Source organism: Streptomyces sp. NPDC102441 (assembly GCF_044765585.1).
In the GTDB taxonomy this organism is placed as follows: Bacteria; Actinomycetota; Actinomycetes; order Streptomycetales; family Streptomycetaceae; genus Streptomyces.
The window spans coordinates 393,062-414,273 of record NZ_JBIWKH010000004.1; the positions used below are offsets into that span (position 1 = coordinate 393,062).

Genomic DNA, 21,212 nt, shown 5'->3' on the forward strand with positions numbered 1-21,212 from the left:
CGGGCCGCGCGTGTTCCGATGAGTTCCCGGCGCGGGACCGGTCTACCTTGCACAGCGAACGACGACGTTCACATGCGAGGAGAAGACCATGCAGAAGATCAGGCCCTGTCTGTGGTTCGACAACCAGGCGCAGGAAGCCGCCGAGTTCTACGTCTCGGTCTTCGGCGGTGATTCCCGCATCGAGAACATCTCCTACTGGAACGAGGGCTCCCCTCAGGCGGGCTCGGTGCTGACCGTCGACTTCGTGCTCGCCGGCCAGGAGTACCTCGGCCTCAACGGCGGCCCGGAGTTCACCTTCAGCGAGGCCGTCTCGCTCAGCGTGGACTGCGCGGACCAGGAGGAGGTCGACACCCTGTGGGCGAAGCTCACCGAGGGCGGCGAGGAGAGCCAGTGCGGGTGGCTGAAGGACAGGTACGGCCTGTCCTGGCAGATCGTCCCGCGCGCACTGCCCGAGCTGCTCGGCGATCCCGACCGCGCCAAGGCGGACCGTGTGATGAAGGCGATGATGGGGATGGGGAAGCTGGACGTCCAGGCCCTGCGGGACGCCTGAGGCCGTCGGGCGGCCTCTGAGCCGCGCGGCGCGCACGCCGTGCGGGGGCGGGGGATCGGGCGCCCGCGCACGCCGTGCGGGGGCGGGGGATCGGGCGCACCCTGGAAGCAGGAATCCCGGGAGGTGACCGACATGATGGAGACCACGGTCGGCTGGCACATCGAGCTGGAGTTCGAGGAGGACACGCACCGGACCCGCGCGGCCGCGATGGTGCGGCTGAGCGACGGGACCGAGGTGCGGGCCCACGGATACGCCAGCCGCCACCCCTCCGACGCGGAGCAGCCGAGGGTCGGCGAGGAGATCGCCGGTGCCCGTGCGCTCAACGAGCTGGCGATGAAGCTGCTCACCAAGGCGCACGACGAGATCGACGAGGCGTCCGGCCGTACGTCGTACCCGCTGGGCTGATCCCCCGGGCTGCTCCACTGCCGGAGACGGAACCGCGCACTCGGTAATGTCTGGGCCATCGGAATGTCTGGGCCATCGGTAATGTCTGGGCCATGCCCAGTCGTTCACCGCTTCCGCCGTCCCCTCCGCCTGTGGAGATACGCACGTGGCCCGACCGCGACGCCCTGCTGAGCGACCGGGGTGTGGTCCTCGGCGAGCTGGTGAAGATGTTCATCGGGCCCGGCCGCCTCGGGATCCTGTGGATGTGGTCGGGGGTCGCCGCGCTGGGCTGGTCCCTCATGGGCTCGGCGTTCCTCATGTTCGAGGACGCCTACGACACCCTCGGTGTGATCCCGGGGGTCATCTTTCTGGCCGTCGGCGCCGCCGTGCTGATCCCCGCGGCCTTTCTCGTGGCCGTGGGCGTGGCCAGGGACCTGCGGATCCACCGCCTCCTCGTGGAGTGGGGCGGGCTGGACCGAGACCCGGAGAGGGACGCGCTCCTGCGCCGGCCGCGGGCGAGCGTGGCCTGGCTGCTGCTGTCGTTCATGCTCTGCGCGACGGGACTCTTCGGCTGCGTGGCCGTCCCGGGGGCAGCCAGGGCGGGCCAGGAGACGTACGGCCTGGTGGCCTGGCTGATGGGGCTCGGATTCCTCGCCTGGCTGACCGGGCTGACCGGCCTCGTCAAGGCGTTCGCCCACCGCCGCTGGGTGCTGCGGGTGCTGGGCGTGACGCCGCCGGAGCCGCTGATCACGGTCGACGTCTGATCAGGCCCGCTTCACCGGCTGCCCGATCAGCATGGTGGGGGCCCCGGCCACCCGGGTCAGGAAGACGGTGGCCGCGTGCGGCCCCTGGAGCTTCATCTTCCGGCGCAGCTCCTCGGGTTCGACCGCCGATCCGCGCTTCTTCACGGTCAGGACGCCTACCTGACGCTCCCTCAGCAGGGCTTTCAGCTTCTTCATGTTGAAGGGCAGCTGATCGGTGATCTCGTACGCGGCCGTGGTGTCGGACTCGTACGGCCTGTCGCTCGTGACGTACGCGATCGTCTCGTCGATCAGCCTGCCCCCGCACGACTCCACGACCTGCGCCACCAGATGGGCGCGGATGACGGCGCCGTCCGGCTCGTACAGATACCGCCCCACGGGACCGACCGGCGGGGCGGGGAGCGGGCCGACCGAGGCGAGGGTCGTGCGGGACGGGAGCAGCGTGGCCCGGAAGGTGCCGGAAGCGAAGCCCTCGCCGAACCAGAGCACGGCCTCCTTCACATCACCGCCGTCCGAGATCCACTCGGCCTCGGCCGCCGGCTCGATGGCCTCGTGCGGGACTCCGGGTGCGATCTTCAGCGCGGCGCGAGGGGCCTTCAGCGCGGCCCCGGTCGCCCAGGAGAGCGGCGGCGAATAGGCCTCGGGGTCGAAGATCCTGCCCCGCCCGCCGCGCCTCGCCGGGTCGACGAAGACCGCGTCGTACGGGGAGGTGTCGACCTCCGTGACGTCGGCGCACCGCACCTCGACGAGGTCCTGGAGGCCGAGCGCCTCGGCGTTGGCGCGGGCGACCTGGGCGGTGAGGGGGTCGCGGTCCACCGCCAGGACCGCGATACCCGCCCGGGCCAGGGCGATCGCGTCCCCGCCGATGCCGCAGCACAGGTCGGCCACGCTCCGTACGCCGAGCTCCGCGAACCGTCCGGCCCGGTAGCCGGCGACCGAGGTGCGGGTCGCCTGTTCCACGCCGTCCGGGGTGAAGAACATGCGGTACGCGTCCGCCGCCCCGAACTTCGCCACCGCGCGCTGGCGCAGCCGCGCCTGGCCGAGCGCCGCCGACACGAGGGCGGCGGGGTGCGTGCGGCGCAGCCGGGTCGCGGTCGCCAGCTCCTGGGCCGGGTCGTGGTCGCGCAGCTCGTCCAGGAGTGCCGCGCCCTCGGGGGTGCGCAGGGCGGCGAAGGCGGCGAGCGGGTCGGCGGGGTCGGCCTGATCGGCGGGGGGAAGGGCGTTCACGAGTCCATTGTGAGCCAGCCGGATGACCTGGCGGGCCGCTCGGAGGTGTCGCGGGAGGCGGCCGGTGGCCCGGTGGCAGGATGCGGCGCCATGCAACTAGTACGACAAAAGGAAAAGTCTGCCATGAACCGGCACAGAACGACCTGCGCCGTCCTGGCCGCCCTGCTGATCGGTGCTGCGGCCTCCGGGTGCGCGGACGGTACGGACGAAGGGGACGCAGGGCGCCACGGGCCGGCCGCCGGGCAGTCGGCCGCCGCCGCCCCGCCGCAGGCGGGTCCCGCGGGGATCGAGGCCAGGACGGCGCGGCTGAAGCAGGAGCTCGCCGCCCGCACCGCCGTCGCGAAGAAGTGGGGCCTGGCGAAGGTCCCGCTGGTCGCGCCCGCACCGCCCGTCGAGAAGCCGCACATCACCACCCGTAAGGGCTTCGAGGTCGAGGGCGGGGAGGAGCTGCCGCCGGTCTTCACCACCGTGCCCACCAAGGAGCGGATCGTCTTCCTGACCATGGACGACGGCGCGGAGAAGGACCCCGAACTGCTGAGGATGATGTCGGAGCTGAAGCTTCCGTACAGCGCCTTCCTCAGCGACTACGAGGTCAGCGACGACTACGGGTACTTCAAGGACATGCAGGCCCGCGGTGTCACCCTCAACAACCACACGCTCAACCACCGTTATCTCCCGGGGCTCTCCGAGGAGGAGCAGCGCCGGGAGATCTGCGGCTCGCAGGACAAGATCGAGAAGCACCTGGGGAAGCGGCCCGTGCTCTTCCGCCCGCCGTACGGCAACTACAACGGTGACACCCTGCGCATCGCCAAGTCCTGTGGCATCAAGGCGGTGCCCCTGTGGGCCGCCGAGGCGTTCCCCGACCACATGGAGTGGCGCGAGTGGGACCGGGACCTGCATCCCGGCGACATCGTCCTCACCCACTTCCGGGGCCGTGAGGACTGGGACGGCTCCATGGCCGACATGATCCGCAACGTCATGAAGACGATCACCGACAAGGGGTACGCCGTGGCCAGGCTGGAGGACTACGTCTGACGGGCCGTCCGTCGCGGAACCCTGTGGAGATCTCCCGCGTTGTCCGGGCGTGCGCCGGTCCCACGGCGCCACGCGAGGGTGGTGAATTGGCACTCCGCTTGACCGAGTGCTAATCGCGGTCATAGTCTCAGTGCTGGCACTCCCCGATGGAGAGTGCCAGCACAACCGCGCGACAGGGCAGGTCCGGCACCCGCGACGACGGATCGACCTGGTCGCCACCCCACAGACTGTTAAACCCCGTGAGATCTCCGAAGGGGGAGACCGGATCGTGTCGACCACCAGCTCCAAGGTTGCGATCAAGCCGCTCGAGGACCGCATTGTGGTCCAGCCGCTCGACGCCGAGCAGACCACGGCTTCCGGCCTGGTTATTCCGGACACCGCCAAGGAGAAGCCCCAGGAGGGCGTCGTCCTGGCCGTGGGCCCGGGCCGCTTCGAGAACGGCGAGCGGCTTCCGCTCGACGTCAAGAGCGGCGACGTCGTTCTGTACAGCAAGTACGGCGGCACCGAGGTGAAGTACAACGGCGAGGAGTACCTCGTCCTCTCGGCGCGCGACGTTCTCGCGATCGTCGAGAAGTAATTCACCCACGTTTGCTTCTGTTCTGCGCCCCTGGCCCCCTGCGAAAAACTAGCCGGGTGGCGAGGGGCGCAGTTCGTTTGAGAGGACACTCAGCCCATGGCGAAGATTCTGAAGTTCGACGAGGACGCCCGTCGCGCCCTTGAGCGCGGCGTCAACAAGCTTGCCGACACGGTGAAGGTGACGATCGGCCCGAAGGGCCGCAACGTCGTCATCGACAAGAAGTTCGGCGCCCCCACCATCACCAACGACGGTGTCACCATCGCGCGCGAGGTCGAGCTCGACGACCCGTACGAGAACCTCGGCGCCCAGCTGGTGAAGGAGGTGGCGACCAAGACCAACGACGTAGCGGGTGACGGCACCACCACCGCAACCGTGCTCGCCCAGGCCCTCGTCCGCGAAGGCCTGCGCAACGTCGCCGCGGGCGCGTCCCCGGCCGCCCTGAAGAAGGGCATCGACGCCGCCGTCAAGGCCGTGTCCGAGGACCTCCTCGCGACCGCCCGCCCGATCGACGACAAGGCTGACATCGCCGCCGTGGCCGCGCTCTCCGCGCAGGACCCGCAGGTCGGCGAGCTCATCGCGGACGCGATGGACAAGGTCGGCAAGGACGGTGTCATCACCGTCGAGGAGTCCAACACCTTCGGGCTGGACCTCGAGTTCACCGAGGGCATGGCCTTCGACAAGGGCTACCTCTCCCCGTACATGGTGACCGACCAGGAGCGTATGGAGGCCGTCCTCGACGACCCGTACATCCTGATCCACCAGGGCAAGATCGGCTCCATCCAGGAGCTGCTCCCGCTCCTGGAGAAGGTCATCCAGGCCGGTAGCTCCAAGCCGCTGCTGATCATCGCCGAGGACGTCGAGGGCGAGGCGCTCTCCACCCTCGTCGTCAACAAGATCCGTGGCACCTTCAACGCCGTCGCGGTGAAGGCCCCGGGCTTCGGCGACCGCCGCAAGGCCATGCTCGGCGACATCGCCACCCTCACCGGTGCGACCGTCATCGCCGAAGAGGTCGGCCTGAAGCTCGACGGCGCCGGTCTCGACGTGCTGGGCACCGCCCGTCGCGTCACCATCTCCAAGGACGACACGACCATCGTCGACGGCGGCGGCAACTCCGCCGACGTCAAGGGCCGGATCAACCAGATCAAGGCCGAGATCGAGTCCACGGACTCCGACTGGGACCGCGAGAAGCTCCAGGAGCGCCTCGCGAAGCTGGCCGGCGGCGTGTGCGTGATCCGTGTCGGTGCCGCCACCGAGGTGGAGCTCAAGGAGAAGAAGCACCGTCTGGAGGACGCCATCTCCGCGACCCGCGCCGCGGTCGAGGAGGGCATCGTCTCCGGTGGTGGCTCCGCTCTGGTCCACGCCGTCAAGGTCCTCGAGGGCAACCTCGGCAAGACCGGCGACGAGGCCACGGGTGTCGCGGTCGTGCGCCGCGCCGCCGTCGAGCCGCTCCGCTGGATCGCGGAGAACGCGGGCCTCGAGGGCTACGTCATCACCTCGAAGGTCTCCGAGCTCGAAAAGGGCCAGGGCTTCAACGCCGCGACCGGCGAGTACGGCGACCTGGTGAAGGCCGGCGTCATCGACCCGGTCAAGGTCACCCGCTCCGCCCTGGAGAACGCCGCTTCCATCGCGTCGCTGCTGCTCACGACCGAGACCCTGGTCGTCGAGAAGCCGGCCGAGGAAGAGGCCGATGCCGGCCACGGCGGCCACGGCCACAGCCACTAGTACGGAACCGAGGCCCGGTACCCCCGTCGCGGGGGCACCGGGCCTCAGTGCTGTCGTGGGGCGCCCGGCCGGCTACCGCGGCCCGTAACTCCGGCCCGCGCGGGAGGTGACTCCGCCGAGAAGACTGCGGGGCGTCAGCTTCACCAGGCCCATCAGCGCCTTGTAGCGCGGGTCCGGGATCGACACCGACCTGCCCCTGGCCAGGTCCTCCAGGGCCGAGGCCACCAGCTTGTCCGCGTCGAGCCACATCCAGTCCGGGATGTTGCCCGTCCCCATCCCCGCGCGCTGGTGGAACTCGGTCCGCACGAAGCCCGGGCACAGTGCCATCAGCCGCACCCCCGAACCCGCGAGGTCCTTCGCGGCGCCCTGGGTGAACTGGACGACCCAGGCCTTCGACGCCCCGTACGTCCCCCGCGGGAGGAAGGCCGCGACGGAGGCCACATTGACGACTCCGCCGCGACCGCGCTCCCGCATCGAGCCGGCGGCGGCCGAGGTCAGACGCAGCACCGCCTCGCAGTGGACCTTCAGCATCATCAGCTCATCGGTCATCGGGACGTCCAGGTAGCGCCCCTTGTTGCCGAAGCCCGCGTTGTTGACCAACAGGTCGACAGGGCTCACACGGTCCGTCAACCGCGCGGCGACCGTCTCGATCCCGGAATCCGTGGACAGGTCGGCCGTCAGCACCTCGGCCTCGATGCCGTGTCCGTCGTGCAGTTCCGTGGCCTGGGCCCGCAGGCGCTCCGTGTCACGGGCCACCAGCACCAGATTGTGCCCGTCACCCGCGAGCCGCCGTGCGAAGGCGGCCCCGATCCCCGCCGTCGCGCCCGTAATCAGTGCAGTCGTCATAGGCGGCACGTTAGTACCCGCTGGTACGGGCGCTGGACCCGCCTTCTTCCACGCGCTCGTACATTTTGCGGGCGGCTACGTCACAGATGGGGGAGCAGCGCGTGCAGCGCCGGGTTGTCGTTGGTGCGCGGATCATCCCCAGGTCCAGGGAGAGCGGTTACGCGGTCGGCATCGTCGAGGCCGGCATGACCGCCATCGGCCACACCGCCGGACCGGTCCGCCCTCCGCTGAGGGACCTCACCGGGGGCGAGCTCGCCGAACTCACCGCGCTCATCGCGGGCATCCCGGCCCCGACCGCCTGCCGCGGCACTAGGAGGCGGCGGCGTTCAGCTTCGCCACGTACGCCCGTGCCGCGTGCAGGGTCTCCGCGTGCAGCGCGTCACCGGCGTCGAGTACACGCGGCAGCAGCTCCCGCTCCGTGGTCGTCGCCCGGAACTCCATGGCCGTGGTGATCCCGTGGCCGGGGACGGACAGCACCTCGACCGGGTCACCGGAGCGGATCGCCCCCGGCTCGATCACCCGGAAGTACGCGCCCGTCGCCCCCTCGCGGGTGAACCGCTTGACCCAGCCCCGCTCGCCCATGTGGCCCGCGAACGTACGGCACGGGATGCGGCCGGACGTCACCTCCAGGACCAGCTCGTCGCCGATCCGCCAGCGCTCCCCGATCAGGGCGTGGCTCACGGTGAGGCCGAGGGTCGTCAGGTTCTCACCGAAGGAGCCGTTGGGCAGGGGCCGGCCGAGCTGCTTCTCCCAGACGTCGAGCTCCTCGCGTGCGTACGCGTACACGGCCTGGTCCGAACCGCCGTGGTGCCGGAGGTCGCACACCGTGTCACCGGACAGGCCACTGCCGCCGGTGCCCTTGGGGCCGGGGTCGGCGACCCGCACGGGACCGTCGGACGGATGCTTGGCGATCCCGGTGAGCCCGTCGGCCCCGTCGGTGTGGGGAGAGGGCGTGGGACGGCCGAGATTCACGGTGAGCACCTTCATAACGGGAAAGGTTAACCGCGATGTCTCAAAGCTGCCCACGATTAATCAGCCGACGCTGCAAGAGTCGCTTATGGTTGAGGGGTGATCGAAGCCCGTCATCTCCGTGTCCTGCGCGCCGTGGCCACCACCGGTTCCTTCTCCGCCGCCGCGCGGGAGCTCGGCTGTACCCAGCCTGCCGTCAGCCAGCAGATGAAGGCACTGGAGAGCTCGGCGGGCACCCCGCTGCTGATCCGTACGGGGCGCGAGATGCGTCTCACCCAGGCGGGTGAGGCGCTGGTGCGGCATGCCTCCGGCATCCTCGCGGGGCTGACCGCCGCCGAGGAGGAGATCGCCGCGATCGCCGGACTGCGGGCCGGCCGGGTCCGGCTCGTGTCGTTCCCGAGCGGGAGCTCCACCCTGGTCCCCGGCGCCCTGGCCGCTCTGCGCGCCGCGCACCCCGGCACCCAGGTCTCGCTCGTCGAGGCGGAACCGCCGCGCTCGGTGGACATGCTGCGCGACGGGGACTGCGACATCGCGCTGGCGTTCCGCTACGGGACGACCGGCGGCGAGTGGGACGACCTGGTCGTGCGCCCGCTGCTCAGTGACCGGCTGGTCGGTCTGGTGCCCGATGGGCACCGGCTGGCGGGGGCGGACGCGGTGGGCATCGGGGACCTGGCCGACGAGCCGTGGATCGCCGGCTGCCCGCGCTGCCGGAGCCAGCTGGTGGAGGTCTGCGAGGACTCCGGATTCACCCCTCGGATCGACTTCGCCACGGATGACTACCCGGCGGTGATCGGCCTCGTCGGAGCGGGTCTCGGGGTCGCCGTCCTTCCCCAGCTGGCTCTTGAGTCCGTACGGCACAAGGGAGTGCGCACCGTGACCGTGGAGCCGGCCGTGGAGCGGGAGATCGTCGCCCTCACCCTGCCCGACCTCTCCCGGGTGCCGGCGGTGGCGGCGACCCTGGAGCAGCTGTCCCTGGCTGCCGCACGCTGACTGCCCCGCCCGCCGCACCCGTGGCGTCAGGTCCGACAGCAGGGGTGCCAGGCGTGAGGAAACGTTTCTGCATTCGGCGGGTCGTGCGGAGTGTCAGGTGTGACCGGCCTCCGGGGCCGATGCCGAGTGGGCGGAGATCAGGCGGTTGCGGGCGCGGCCCATGAGCTCCTCGCGTTCGTCCTCGGTCAGGCCGCCCCATACGCCGTAGGGCTCCCGTACCGCGAGTGCGTGCGCAGCGCACTCGGCGCGGACCGGGCAGCGCATGCAGACCTCCTTCGCCGAGGTCTCACGGGCACTCCGGGCTGCTCCGCGTTCTCCTTCGGGGTGGAAGAAGAGTGAACTGTCGACCCCGCGGCAGGCGGCCAGCAGCTGCCAGTCCCACAGGTCCGCGTTGGGTCCTGGAAGGCGGGAGAAATCTGCCATTGCGTGTCCCCTCGAAACCTTGCTGGTTCGGAAACGGCTTCCTCGACCGTTGGTGCTCGTCGGTGACCTGAGTCCCGACCGTACATCTACGGTGTTAGTAGATGTAAATATGACTGATCGGAAATCTAGCCTCAGACGCCAGCAAAAGGGAAGAAAACCCGCTAAATGGGGCAGGTCGCCGAGAGGGAGATCAGTTGACGGGTGAATGATCCCGTGTCGCTCTCCTCCGTGTACGGGCCCTCACTTAGAGTGCCGAACCGGATGCTTTGGCCCGTAACTCTTTCGAGTGACCGTCGTTGATGGGGGAGAGGCGGTTGACGGAGAACGAGCTCGGGCAGATGTCCGAGGGGGTCAATCGCACAGGTGACGACTTGTATCAGCCTGGAGGCTCAAGGTGACGCGCATCAGCTGCGGAGGGCGGTCATGACATCCGTCCTCGTCTGCGACGACTCCCCGCTTGCCCGAGAAGCGCTCCGCCGCGCGGTTGCGACCGTGCCCGGCGTCGAGCGTGTGACGACGGCGGCCAACGGTGAGGAAGTCCTCCGCCGCTGGGGGGCCGACCGTTCGGATTTGATTCTGATGGACGTACGCATGCCCGGTCTGGGGGGTGTGGAGACGGTCCGGCGGCTGCTCTCGGCGGACCCCGGGGCCAGGATCATCATGCTGACCGTCGCCGAGGATCTGGACGGCGTCGCACTCGCGGTCGCCGCCGGTGCCCGCGGCTATCTGCACAAGGACGCCTCGCGCGCCGAGCTGCGTGCGACCGTGACCCAGGCGCTCGCCGATCCGACGTGGCGGCTCGCCCCGCGCCGGCTGCGGTCCGCCGAGATGGGGGCGGCGCCGACCCTCACCGCCCGGGAGATCCAGGTGCTCGAAGGTATGAGCCACGGTCGTTCCAACGCGGAGATCGGGCGCGAGCTGTTCCTCTCCGAGGACACGGTGAAGACGCACGCGCGACGGCTGTTCAAGAAGCTCGGGGCCTCGGACCGCGCGCACGCCGTCGCGCTCGGATTCCGCTGGGGTCTGGTCCGCTGATGACGCGGCGCGGCCGGTAGCCGTGCGATCCCGTCCGCATGCCGGCGGACGGGGCGACGGTGGCGGGCGGACCTGCGGCCGGGCCCTCCCCACCAGCGCTATGTGACGCTTCCCGGCCGATGCCGCATCCTTGAGGGTGTGGAGTTCCTCGGGGAACATTCGGTCGAGCGGAAGGGGAGGGCGCAGGACATGACATCCGGCGCACCCGCTCAGAACGCTGGAGCACTCGTTCACAACGCCGGCGACGCACATACCGGCGCACGTACGGAGGTGGTCGCCGACGTCCGTGCCGACCGTTCGGAGCCGGCCGCGGAGCGTTCGGGCCCGTCCGCGGGTCCCGTCGGCGTACCCGCTGATAACGCTTCGGTGCACAACTCGGGACGCGATGTCTCGGATCGGACGGCGCCAAGGCACCATGGTCCGATGCGCGAGGACGGGACGACGGTGATCGGTGCTCTGGTGCACCGTGCCGTCGACGGTGACGCGCAGGCCACCCATGATCTGCTGGCCCATGTCCACCCCCTCGCTCTGCGCTACTGCAGGTCCCGGCTGAACCGGCTGCCCGGTGATGCCCGTCACTTCGTGGAGGACCTGGCGCAGGAGGTCTGTGTCGCGGTGCTGATGGCGCTGCCGCGCTACAAGGACACCGGCAGACCGTTCGAGGCGTTCGTCTTCGCGATCGCGGGCCACAAGGTCGCCGACCTCCAGCGGGCCGCGATGCGGCACCCGGGATCGACGGCCGTGCCCTCCGACGAGATGCCGGAGCGGCCCGACGACTCACTCGGCCCCGAGGAGCGGGCGCTGCTCAGCAGTGACGCGGCCTGGGCCAAGAACCTTCTCGCCAATCTTCCGGAGAACCAGCGCGAGCTGCTGGTCCTCCGGGTCGCGGTCGGGCTGACCGCCGAGGAGACCGGGCAGATGCTCGGAATGTCCCCGGGCGCCGTCCGTGTCGCCCAGCACCGCGCACTCAGCAGGCTGCGGGCCCTCGCGGGCCAGTAGGCGGCTCCCTCGGGCTTCTTCGGTGTGGAGGAAGCCACAGAACCACCAGGTGATCTTGCTCGTGGAATGAGACACCCCGCGGGGCCGTTAGCATGGACATCCGCACCGATCAAGGCCATTTGGGGAAGGTGTCATGACTGCAAACGTCGACGGAGTGCCCGAGAAATTCGCGACGCTCGGGCTGACATACGACGACGTGCTGTTGTTGCCGGGTGCGTCGGAGGTCCTGCCCAACGCGGTCGACACCTCGTCCCTCATCTCGCGCAACGTACGAGTGAACATCCCTCTGCTGTCTGCTGCGATGGACAAGGTGACCGAGGCCCGGATGGCCATCGCCATGGCCCGTCAGGGCGGCGTCGGCGTGCTGCACCGGAACCTCTCGATCGAGGGCCAGGTGAACCAGGTCGACCTGGTCAAGCGGTCCGAGTCGGGGATGGTCACCGACCCGATCACCGTGAACCCCGACGCCACACTCGGTGAGGCGGACGCCCTCTGCGCGAAGTTCCGCATCAGTGGAGTGCCGGTCACCGATCCGGCGGGGAAGCTCCTCGGCATCGTGACCAACCGTGACATGGCCTTCGAGTCGGACCGGGGCCGCCAGGTGCGCGAGGTCATGACGCCGATGCCGCTTGTCACCGGGCGCGTCGGGATCTCCGGCGTGGAAGCCATGGAGCTGCTGCGCCGCCACAAGATCGAGAAGCTGCCGCTGGTCGACGACGCGGGCATCCTCAAGGGCCTCATCACGGTCAAGGACTTCAAGAAGGCCGAGCAGTACCCGAACGCCGCCAAGGACGCCGAGGGCCGTCTGCTGGTCGGAGCGGCCGTCGGCGCCAGCCCCGAGGCGCTGGACCGTGCGCAGGCGCTCGCGTCCGCGGGGGTCGACTTCCTGATCGTCGACACCTCGCACGGACACAACAGCAACGCCCTCGACTGGATGGCGAAGATCAAGTCGAGCGTCGGCATAGACGTCATCGGCGGCAACGTCGCCACTCGCGACGGTGCCCAGGCGCTGATCGACGCCGGTGTCGACGGCGTGAAGGTCGGTGTCGGCCCCGGCTCGATCTGTACCACCCGCGTGGTCGCCGGTATCGGCGTCCCGCAGGTCACCGCGATCTACGAGGCCGCGCTCGCCGCGCGTGCCGCGGGCATCCCCGTGATCGGCGACGGCGGCCTGCAGTACTCCGGCGACATCGGCAAGGCGCTCGCCGCCGGGGCCGACAGCGTGATGCTGGGCAGTCTCCTCGCGGGCTGCGAGGAGTCCCCGGGCGAGCTGATGTTCATCAACGGCAAGCAGTTCAAGTCGTACCGCGGCATGGGCTCGCTGGGCGCCATGCAGTCCCGTGGACAAGGGCGGTCGTACTCCAAGGACCGCTACTTCCAGGCCGAGGTGTCCTCGGACGACAAGCTGGTACCCGAGGGCATCGAGGGGCAGGTGCCCTACCGCGGCCCGCTGGCCAACGTCCTCCACCAGCTGGTCGGCGGCCTCCGCCAGACCATGGGCTATGTCGGCGCCGCCGCCGTCGACGAGATGGAGAGCAAGGGCCGCTTCGTCAGGATCACCTCGGCGGGTCTCAAGGAGAGCCACCCGCACGACATCCAGATGACGGTCGAAGCGCCGAACTACAGCAGGAAGTAAGACCGACCGGCAACTGGGGGGCGGACCGGGGTTCCCGGGACCGCCCCTCATCCGCGTGTCGGGGATACTGGTCAGCGCAGACGTAGAGGGAAAGGCCACACATCGTGACTGAGATCGAGATCGGGCGCGGCAAGCGCGGCCGCCGGGCTTACGCATTCGACGACATCGCTGTCGTACCGAGCCGCCGCACCCGGGACCCGAAGGAGGTCTCGATCGCCTGGCAGATCGACGCCTACCGCTTCGAGCTGCCCTTCCTGGCCGCCCCCATGGACTCGGTGGTCTCCCCGCAGACCGCCATCCGTATCGGTGAGCTCGGTGGCCTCGGCGTCCTCAACCTCGAGGGGCTGTGGACCCGGCACGCCGACCCGCAGTCGCTCCTCGACGAGATCGCCGAGATGCCCGTCGAGACCGCCACCCCGCGGCTCCAGGAGATCTACTCCGCCCCCATCCAGGAGGAGCTGATCGGGCAGCGCATCAAGGAGGTGCGCGACTCCGGTGTCGTCACCGCCGCCGCGCTCTCGCCGCAGCGCACCGCGCAGTTCTCCAAGGCCGTCGTCGACGCCGGCGTGGACATCTTCGTCATCCGCGGTACGACGGTCTCCGCCGAGCATGTCTCCGGTGCCGCCGAGCCGCTCAACCTGAAGCAGTTCATCTACGAGCTGGACGTCCCGGTGATCGTCGGCGGCTGCGCCACGTACACCGCCGCCCTGCACCTGATGCGTACCGGCGCGGCCGGTGTCCTCGTCGGCTTCGGCGGCGGCGCGGCGCACACCACGCGCAACGTCTTCGGCATCCAGGTCCCGATGGCGACCGCGGTCGCCGACGTGGCCGGGGCCCGCCGCGACTACATGGACGAGTCGGGCGGCCGTTATGTGCACGTCATCGCGGACGGCGGCGTCGGCTGGTCCGGAGACATCCCGAAGGCCGTCGCCTGCGGCGCGGACGCCGTGATGATGGGCTCCCCGCTGGCCCGCGCCACGGACGCGCCCGGCCGCGGCCGGCACTGGGGCATGGAGGCCGTCCACGAGGACGTGCCGCGCGGCAAGCTGGTCGACCTCGGTTCCGTCGGTACGACGGAGGAGGTCCTCACCGGGCCCTCGCACAACCCCGACGGCTCGATGAACATCTTCGGCGCGCTGCGCCGGGCGATGGCCACCACGGGGTACAGCGACCTCAAGGAGTTCCAGCGCGTCGAGGTGACGGTGGCGGACTCGCAGCACCGCCGCTGATCTCTCCTCCGCACGCACGGCGGCCCGGACCATTTCCCTGGTCCGGGCCGTCGTGCGTGTGCGAGAGATCAGGCCGCGCGCTTGGCGCCACCGAAGGCGGCCACCGGGCCGAGGACGAGGAAGAGGTACGTCATGAAGTCGGCCTCGTCCTTCCAGATGTCGAGGACATCGCTGAAGTGGTCGAAGAACACCTCGGAGAAGCCGACGCCCAGACCGTCCGCGAGGATCATCGACATGCCGACGAGCTGGCCGAGGAAGACGGCGACCAGGGAGAAGACGGCACTGGCGCCGAGGACGGCGGGGTTGGCGCCGCCGACCTTGCTCCCGACGAAGCCGACGAGGAAGCCGACAGCGATGGCCGCGTAGCCGACCTCACGCTCGATGGACCCGGCGAGGACGCCGTAGAGGATCGCGGCCACGATCGCGGTGCCCAGTGCGGCCAGGACGCCGAGTCCGACCTTGTTGGCGGCCGCCGGAGGGGCGGGCTGGAACGGGGCGCCCGCGAACTGGCCCTGCTGACCCGCGAACTGGCCCGGCTGCTGGCCCGGCTGACCCGCGAACTGGCCCGGCTGCTGACCCTGCTGACCCGCGAACGGGTTGCCCGTCGGCGCCGGAGGCTGCTGACCGGCGTACGGGTTGCCGGGCTGGGCGGGCTGCTGACCGGCGTACGGGTTGCCGTCGGCCGGCTGTCCGCCACCGTAGGGCTGCTGAGGCTGGTTCGGCGGCTGCACGGGCTGGCTCATGGTTGATCTTCCCCCTGTGACGGTTACGCGCACGACTGTGCGAGACGTGACGCCGCAGGCTAGCAGTCCATGCCGACACAGCCCACCGTAATCCTTGGGGGCACTGGCCTCGGAGGCACTTCCTACAGTCGGTGCGCTGCGCCCGCCGGGGTCGCTCCCCGTGTGTCCAGGAGAAGTTGGGCCTTCACGGCGAGACCCTGGAGGTCGTACGTACGGTGGTGCTGGAGCAGCACCGTCAGATCGGCCCCGGCGGCGGCCTCGTAGAGCGAGTCGGCGCGGGGGACGGGCAGATCGCGCACCCGCCAGTCCAGGACGTGCGGATCGTGGTAGCCGATCTGGGCACCCATGTCCATCAGCCGGGTCGCGATCTCGCGGGCGGGCGAGGCCTCCTGGTCGGCGAGGTCCGGTTTGTACGTGACGCCGAGCAGCAGGACCCGGGCCCCCCGGACGGACTTGCCGTGCTCGTTCAGCAGGGTCGCGCTGCGCTGGATCACATAGCTCGGCATCCGGTCGTTGATCTCCTTGGCCAGCGAGACCATGCGCAACGGGTGGCCGGGAGTACGGCTGTTGTACGGGAAGTAGCCGGGGTCCACCGGGGCGCCGTGGCCGCCCACACCGGGGCCGGGACGGAACGGCTCGAAGCCGAACGGCTTGGTCTCGGCGCACCTGATGACGTCCCAGAGGTCGACACCGAGGTCGTGGCAGAGCACCGCCATCTCGTTGACCAGTGCGATGTTGACGTGCCGGAAGTTGGTCTCGAGGACCTTCGTCATCTCCGCCTCGCGCGGCCCGCGGGCCCGGACGACCTTGTCGGTGAGCCTCCCGTAGAAGGCGGCGGCCGATTCGGTGCACGCGGGGGTGAGACCGCCGATGACCTTCGGGGTGTTGCCGTACACATGGGTGCGGTTGCCGGGGTCGAGGCGGCCGGGGGAGTGGGCGAGGTGGAAGTCCCTGCCGGCACGCAGCCCGGAGCCCTCCTCCAGCAGGGCGCGCACGACGTTCTCGGTGGTGCCGGGCGGCACGGCCGACTCCACCAGGACGGTGGTGTGCGGCCGCAGCCGGGCGGCGAGTGCCCGGGCCGCGTCGATGACGGCGCCGAGGTCGAGGGTGCGGTCCGGTCCCAAGGGGGTGGGGGCGCAGATCGCGGCGGTGCGCACCCGGCCCAGCTCGGCCGGGTCGGCGGTGGGCCGGAAGCCGCCCGAGACCATCCGCCGGATGTCGGACGCGCTGAGGGATCCCTCGACCGGAGTACGGCCGGCCGAGAGTTCCGCGAAGGGGCGCGGGTCGGTGTCGTAGCCGACGGTGTGGATTCCCGCCCCGACGGCTGCTTGGGCGAGGGGCAGGCCGAGGTGACCGAGTCCGATGACGGCGAGGTCTGCGGGCATGTGGGCCGTCCTTTCCCTAAGGCCAAGTGGCAGAAAGCGCAACTGCTGGGGACAGTGCTATGTCAGACTAGGCGTAAATATGACCTATATGTCGCATTCCGTGACTCGTGTGGGGTGGGTGTTGTCCACAGGCGGTGGCTGAAGTCGTGGACCGCGGACAGAATCGAGGGGTGGGCACGGGCGCCCGGCCCTCCGGCCGGTCTCCGCTCACGTGCCGTACGACCCCCGATGCACCGGGATTATTACCGGGAGGCAGCAGTGAGGACAGCGACACTGGGACCCGCGGAGCGCGCAGATGCGCTGACCGCGATGGCCGAGCGCGAACTGGACGTGCTGGTCGTGGGAGCGGGCGTGGTCGGCGCCGGGACCGTGCTGGACGCCGCCACCAGAGGACTATCGACGGGACTGGTCGAGGCGAGCGACTGGGCGTCCGGCACATCGAGCAGGTCGAGCAAGCTGATCCACGGCGGGCTGCGCTATCTGGAGATGCTGGACTTCGCGCTCGTACGGGAGGCACTGAAGGAGCGCGGGCTGCTGCTGGAGCGGCTGGCGCCGCATCTGGTGAAGCCGGTGCCCTTCCTCTACCCGTTGCAGCACAAGGGCTGGGAGCGGCTCTACGCGGGCTCCGGCGTCGCGCTGTACGACGCGATGTCCGTGTCGTCCGGCCATGGCCGCGGGCTGCCCATGCACCGGCACCTCTCCCGGCGCCACGCCCTGCGGGTCGCCCCCGCGCTCAAGAAGGACGCCCTGGTCGGCGCCCTGCAGTACTACGACGCCCAGATGGACGACGCGCGCTATGTGGCGACCCTGGTGCGCACGGCCGCGGGCTACGGCGCGCATGTGGCCAACAGGGCACGGGTGACCGGCTTCCTCCGGGAGGGCGAGCGGGTCGTCGGCGCGCGGGTGCAGGACGTCGAGGGCGGCGAGGAGTACGAGATCAGGGCCAAGCAGGTGGTCAACGCGACAGGGGTGTGGACGGACGACACCCAGGCGCTGATCGCTGAGCGCGGCCAGTTCCACGTCCGTGCCTCGAAGGGCATCCACCTCGTGGTGCCCAAGGACCGCATCCACTCCTCGACCGGGCTCATCCTGCGGACCGAGAAGTCGGTGCTCTTCGTGATCCCGTGGGGGCGGCACTGGATCATCGGAACGACCGACACCGACTGGGACCTGGACAAGGCGCATCCGGCCGCGTCCAGTGCCGACATCGACTATCTGCTCGAACACGTGAACTCGGTGCTGAACACCCCGCTGGGCAGGGACGACGTCGAGGGCGTCTACGCCGGGCTCCGTCCCCTGCTGGCAGGCGAGTCCGACGCCACGAGCAAGCTCTCGCGCGAGCACACGGTGGCCCACCCGGCGCCCGGGCTCGTCGTCGTCGCGGGCGGCAAGTACACGACGTACCGCGTGATGGCGAAGGACGCCGTCGACGAGGCGGTGCACGCGCTGGACCAGCGGGTGGCGGACTGCGTCACGGAGGACATCCCGCTGCTGGGTGCCGAGGGGTACCGCGCGCTGTGGAACGCCCGGGCCAGGATCGCGGCCCGCACCGGTCTGCATGTCGTCCGGGTGGAGCACCTGCTCAACCGCTACGGCTCGATGACCGAGGAACTCCTGGAGCTCGTGAAGGGCGATCCCTCGCTGGGTGAGCCCCTGGCGGGCGCCGAGGACTATCTGCGGGCCGAGGTCGTCTACGCCGCCTCGCACGAGGGCGCCCGGCACCTCGACGACGTCCTGACGCGGCGCACCCGGATCTCCATCGAGACCTTCGACCGGGGCACCCGCTGTGCCCGCGAGTGCGCGGACCTGATGGCGCCGGTGCTCGGCTGGGACACCAGCCAGGTCGAACGGGAGGTGGAGCACTACCGCAAGCGCGTGGAGGCGGAGCGGGAGTCCCAGCGGCAGCCGGACGACCTCACGGCGGACGCGGCACGGCTGGGGGCCCCGGACATCGTGCCTCGCTGAGGGCGTTTCAGGAAGCCGCGTCAGGGGCCCTGCCCGGGCCCCTGACGCGGCTTCGGCCTGATCAGGGGCGGGTGGCCGCAGTCTGCCCGGACGCGGTCGGCCGCCGGGGTTCCGGGCTCGCGGAGTCGTGTTCCTCCTCGCCGCCGGGGTGTTGCGGCGTGCCGGAAGGGCGGCCACCGGGGCATGGCCCTCGACGGCGGGCCGGGGCAGGTAGGACGATGCGGTCGTGAGGTGTGGTTCGCTTGGCAGGCTCGCGCTTCCCAGGGCGAGCGGCGTAAGCACCAGCGGGGCGGACAGCAGTGCCCTGAATGTCGGCATGGCCGGGGGTTCCTACCTCCGTCGCATCACGGCCGACCCCGGACCCGGCACCATGACCGGTCCAGGGGTGAGGGACAATGAACGCTCTGCCAGGGCGGGTTGATCGCAGAGGGGACGCATGTCGGAGGCGGAGCAGGCGCGGGAGCCCCAACGGGACAAGGACGGACGTCTCCTCGCGGGGCGGTACCGTCTCGGGGAGGTGCTCGGCCGGGGCGGCATGGGCACGGTCTGGCGTGCTGCCGACGAGACGTTGGGGCGTACGGTCGCGGTCAAGGAACTGCGGTTCCCGTCGGCCATCGACGAGGACGAGAAGCGGCGTCTCATCACACGGACCCTGCGTGAGGCGAAAGCGATCGCGAGGATCCGCAACACCAGCGCGGTGACGGTCTACGACGTGGTCGACGAGGACGACCGCCCGTGGATCGTCATGGAGCTCATCGAGGGCAAGTCCCTCGCCGAGGTGATCCGTGAGGACGGGACTCTGACGCCGAGGCGCGCGGCGGAGGTCGGACTCGCCATCCTCGACGTGCTGCGCTCGGCGCACCGCGAGGGCATCCTGCACCGCGACGTGAAGCCGTCCAACGTGCTGATCTCGGAGGACGGCCGGGTCGTCCTGACCGACTTCGGGATCGCCCAGGTCGAGGGCGACCCCTCCGTCACCTCGACGGGCATGCTCGTCGGCGCCCCCTCCTACATCTCGCCCGAGCGGGCCCGCGGCCACAAGCCGGGGCCGCCCGCCGACCTGTGGTCGCTGGGCGGGCTGCTGTACGCGAGCGTCGAGGGCCGCCCGCCGTACGACAAGGGCTCGGCGATCGCCACGCTGACCGCGGTGATGACGGAACCGGTCGAACCGCCGGCGAACGCGGGCATGCTGGAGGAGGCCATCTACGGCCTGCTGGCCAGGGACCCCGACGAGCGACTGGACGACGCCGGGGCGCGTGTCCTGCTCAACGCGGTGGTCAACGCCCCGGATCAGCCCGTCGCACCGCCGGCCGACTCCACCCAGATCATGGCGCTGCCCACGATCGGTGACGCCAGGAGCGACAAGAGCAAGAGCAACAAGAGTGACAGGGGAGGCCGGAGCGGCAGGGGCGACACCAAGAGCGGTGGCAAGAAGGCCGCTGCTGCTGCCGCCGCCGCTGCTGCCGTGTCCACCACGGCCGGCGAGGGCGGCGGGTCCAAGGCCGCCACGGGCTCCGGGAGACCGGCCACCGGCGGTTCGGTCCCGGCGGAACAGGCTTCCGGCTCCGCCTCCCCGGCGGCTTCTCCGGGCGTCATGTCCGGGATCGCCGAAGGCACACGGGACCGGCTGCGCGGCGCCCTGCGGTCCGTACGCAACGCGAAGTCCCCGGGTGCCGCCGTTCCCCCGGCGCCCTCGCACGCGCCGGGCACCACCGCCACCACGGCATCGGCCTCCGGGCCCGCCGCGGGACCCGGGCGTCCGGCCGTGACCCGTGCGTCGATCACCGATGTCGTGCCGCGCCGCACGCTGGCGGTCATCGCCGGTGTCGTCGTGCTCGCCGTCCTCGGCACGGTCCTGGCGCTCACCCTCGGCGGCGACGAAACCGGCAACGAGGGCGGTGGCTCCAAGGGTGACACCGCCGCGTCGGCCGGCGGCGACGGAGAGCCCGCCACCGGCGGAGGCTCGGGCAAGGACGACGACAGCAAGCAGGACGGCGGCAAGGACGCCGGCGATGACGGCCAGGGGCAGGGCAAGGGGGAGGCGTCCGGCGACACCTCCCCCTCGCCTGAGACCGGCGATCCGACACCGGACCCGGACGCCCTGCCCGCGGGATTCAAGACAGTCACCAACAAGCAGTTCCACTTCTCCATGGCGATGCCGGGGACCTTCAAGTTCGACAAAATAGCGGGACAGAACTCCGGCGCCATCTACAACGCCGACGGTGGTTTCCCCCGCGTCCAGATCGACTACAACTCATCGCCCCAGGACGACGCGGCAGCCGCCTGGGCAGGGGCGGTCGCGGCCACCAAGAGTCTCAGCAACGGCTACAAGCACATCGGCATAAGGAAGGTCGAGTACAACGGCTACCCGACCGTCGCCGACTGGGAGTTCACGCGCGATCAGCAGGGCATGCGGATCCGGGTCCTCAACCGGGGCTTCAAGGCCGACGCCACCCACGGCTACTCGATCATGATCAGCTGCAAGGCGGACGCCTGGGACGACGAGGAGTGCCGGACGCTGCGCGAGACGGCGTTCGCCACGTTCGAGCCGACCGACTGATCCGGCGGTCCGGCCCGGTCGTCCGGCCTGGCCGGCGGCCCGTCCGGGCCAACCGGGCCGCCCGCCGGGCGGGCGGGTTGCCGTGACACGGACGCGTGTCCGCGACTTGCCACGTATTGTGAGAGGCCGAGGACCGTACGCAGCCGGAATGGTGGGTCAATTGCACAGCAAGTGAC

Annotated in this window: 19 protein-coding genes; 13 read left to right on the forward strand and 6 right to left on the reverse strand. The window is 70.4% G+C overall.

Going from position 1 to position 21,212, the window contains the following annotated elements; translation table 11 throughout:
• The first annotated feature begins 88 nt into the window (after positions 1-88).
• The 3 genes from ACIREO_RS10655 (at position 89) to ACIREO_RS10665 (ending at position 1,698) form a co-directional block, all read left to right on the forward strand.
• Positions 89-550 (forward strand): VOC family protein, encoded by a 462-nt coding sequence (locus tag ACIREO_RS10655; protein WP_404107271.1) that lies wholly within the window; start codon positions 89-91, stop codon positions 548-550.
• A gap of 132 nt (positions 551-682) precedes the next feature.
• Positions 683-955 (forward strand): DUF1876 domain-containing protein, encoded by a 273-nt coding sequence (locus tag ACIREO_RS10660; protein WP_404107273.1) that lies wholly within the window; start codon positions 683-685, stop codon positions 953-955.
• Between the two features lie 92 nt (positions 956-1,047).
• Positions 1,048-1,698, forward strand: a complete 651-nt coding sequence (locus tag ACIREO_RS10665) for a hypothetical protein (protein ID WP_404107274.1) — start codon at positions 1,048-1,050, stop codon at positions 1,696-1,698.
• On the opposite strand, the gene ACIREO_RS10670 is transcribed toward ACIREO_RS10665, so the two are convergent.
• Complete coding sequence (locus tag ACIREO_RS10670) at positions 1,699-2,922, reverse strand: methyltransferase domain-containing protein (protein WP_404107275.1); 1,224 nt, start codon at positions 2,920-2,922, stop codon at positions 1,699-1,701.
• Between the two features lie 123 nt (positions 2,923-3,045).
• Here ACIREO_RS10670 and ACIREO_RS10675 point away from each other — a divergent pair, with 123 nt between their 5' ends.
• The 3 genes from ACIREO_RS10675 to groL all read left to right on the forward strand — a co-directional run bounded on the left by ACIREO_RS10675 (position 3,046) and on the right by groL (position 6,256).
• Entirely contained in the window at positions 3,046-3,957 is a 912-nt protein-coding gene (locus ACIREO_RS10675) for a polysaccharide deacetylase family protein (protein ID WP_404107277.1), read from the forward strand.
• A gap of 268 nt (positions 3,958-4,225) precedes the next feature.
• Complete coding sequence (gene groES / locus ACIREO_RS10680) at positions 4,226-4,534, forward strand: co-chaperone GroES (protein WP_404107279.1); 309 nt, start codon at positions 4,226-4,228, stop codon at positions 4,532-4,534.
• 96 nt (positions 4,535-4,630) lie between these two features.
• The gene (groL, locus tag ACIREO_RS10685; RefSeq protein ID WP_404107281.1) at positions 4,631-6,256 is read left to right on the forward strand and encodes a chaperonin GroEL; all 1,626 of its coding nucleotides are present in this window, start codon (positions 4,631-4,633) and stop codon (positions 6,254-6,256) included.
• A 72-nt stretch (positions 6,257-6,328) separates the two neighbouring features.
• On the opposite strand, the gene ACIREO_RS10690 is transcribed toward groL, so the two are convergent.
• Together ACIREO_RS10690 and ACIREO_RS10695 are read right to left on the reverse strand one after the other, a co-directional pair.
• Positions 6,329-7,102 carry an SDR family NAD(P)-dependent oxidoreductase gene (locus tag ACIREO_RS10690; protein WP_404107283.1) on the reverse strand — a complete coding sequence of 258 codons (774 nt, stop codon included), beginning with the start codon at positions 7,100-7,102 and terminating at the stop codon, positions 6,329-6,331.
• A gap of 309 nt (positions 7,103-7,411) precedes the next feature.
• A complete protein-coding gene (locus ACIREO_RS10695; RefSeq protein WP_404107285.1) occupies positions 7,412-8,089 on the reverse strand; it encodes an MOSC domain-containing protein in 678 nt (225 codons plus the stop codon).
• A gap of 81 nt (positions 8,090-8,170) precedes the next feature.
• On the opposite strand from ACIREO_RS10695, the gene ACIREO_RS10700 reads away from it, so the two are divergent.
• Positions 8,171-9,061, forward strand: a complete 891-nt coding sequence (locus tag ACIREO_RS10700; protein ID WP_404107287.1) for a LysR family transcriptional regulator — start codon at positions 8,171-8,173, stop codon at positions 9,059-9,061.
• A 93-nt stretch (positions 9,062-9,154) separates the two neighbouring features.
• Here the strand turns inward: ACIREO_RS10700 and ACIREO_RS10705 are convergent, their stop codons facing one another.
• Positions 9,155-9,484, reverse strand: a complete 330-nt coding sequence (locus tag ACIREO_RS10705) for a WhiB family transcriptional regulator (protein ID WP_404107288.1) — start codon at positions 9,482-9,484, stop codon at positions 9,155-9,157.
• A gap of 423 nt (positions 9,485-9,907) precedes the next feature.
• Here ACIREO_RS10705 and ACIREO_RS10710 point away from each other — a divergent pair, with 423 nt between their 5' ends.
• The 4 genes from ACIREO_RS10710 (at position 9,908) to ACIREO_RS10725 (ending at position 14,383) form a co-directional block, all read left to right on the forward strand.
• Complete coding sequence (locus tag ACIREO_RS10710; protein WP_003948568.1) at positions 9,908-10,519, forward strand: response regulator transcription factor; 612 nt, start codon at positions 9,908-9,910, stop codon at positions 10,517-10,519.
• Between the two features lie 423 nt (positions 10,520-10,942).
• Positions 10,943-11,518: a sigma-70 family RNA polymerase sigma factor gene (locus tag ACIREO_RS10715; protein WP_404107290.1), complete on the forward strand. Its 576-nt coding sequence runs from the start codon at positions 10,943-10,945 to the stop codon at positions 11,516-11,518.
• Between the two features lie 133 nt (positions 11,519-11,651).
• On the forward strand, positions 11,652-13,154 hold the full coding sequence (gene guaB / locus ACIREO_RS10720; protein ID WP_404107291.1) for an IMP dehydrogenase: 1,503 nt from the start codon (positions 11,652-11,654) through the stop codon (positions 13,152-13,154).
• Between the two features lie 104 nt (positions 13,155-13,258).
• A complete protein-coding gene (locus ACIREO_RS10725; RefSeq protein ID WP_404107292.1) occupies positions 13,259-14,383 on the forward strand; it encodes a GuaB3 family IMP dehydrogenase-related protein in 1,125 nt (374 codons plus the stop codon).
• 68 nt (positions 14,384-14,451) lie between these two features.
• Here ACIREO_RS10725 and ACIREO_RS10730 read toward each other — a convergent pair whose 3' ends face one another.
• Together ACIREO_RS10730 and ACIREO_RS10735 are read right to left on the reverse strand one after the other, a co-directional pair.
• Positions 14,452-15,126 carry a hypothetical protein gene (locus ACIREO_RS10730; protein ID WP_404107294.1) on the reverse strand — a complete coding sequence of 225 codons (675 nt, stop codon included), beginning with the start codon at positions 15,124-15,126 and terminating at the stop codon, positions 14,452-14,454.
• 122 nt (positions 15,127-15,248) lie between these two features.
• Positions 15,249-16,511 (reverse strand): nucleotide sugar dehydrogenase, encoded by a 1,263-nt coding sequence (locus ACIREO_RS10735; protein ID WP_404107296.1) that lies wholly within the window; start codon positions 16,509-16,511, stop codon positions 15,249-15,251.
• Between the two features lie 258 nt (positions 16,512-16,769).
• On the opposite strand from ACIREO_RS10735, the gene ACIREO_RS10740 reads away from it, so the two are divergent.
• On the forward strand, positions 16,770-18,476 hold the full coding sequence (locus ACIREO_RS10740) for a glycerol-3-phosphate dehydrogenase/oxidase (RefSeq protein WP_404107298.1): 1,707 nt from the start codon (positions 16,770-16,772) through the stop codon (positions 18,474-18,476).
• 436 nt (positions 18,477-18,912) lie between these two features.
• Positions 18,913-21,036 (forward strand): serine/threonine-protein kinase, encoded by a 2,124-nt coding sequence (locus tag ACIREO_RS10745; RefSeq protein WP_404107300.1) that lies wholly within the window; start codon positions 18,913-18,915, stop codon positions 21,034-21,036.
• Positions 21,037-21,212 lie beyond the last annotated feature (176 nt).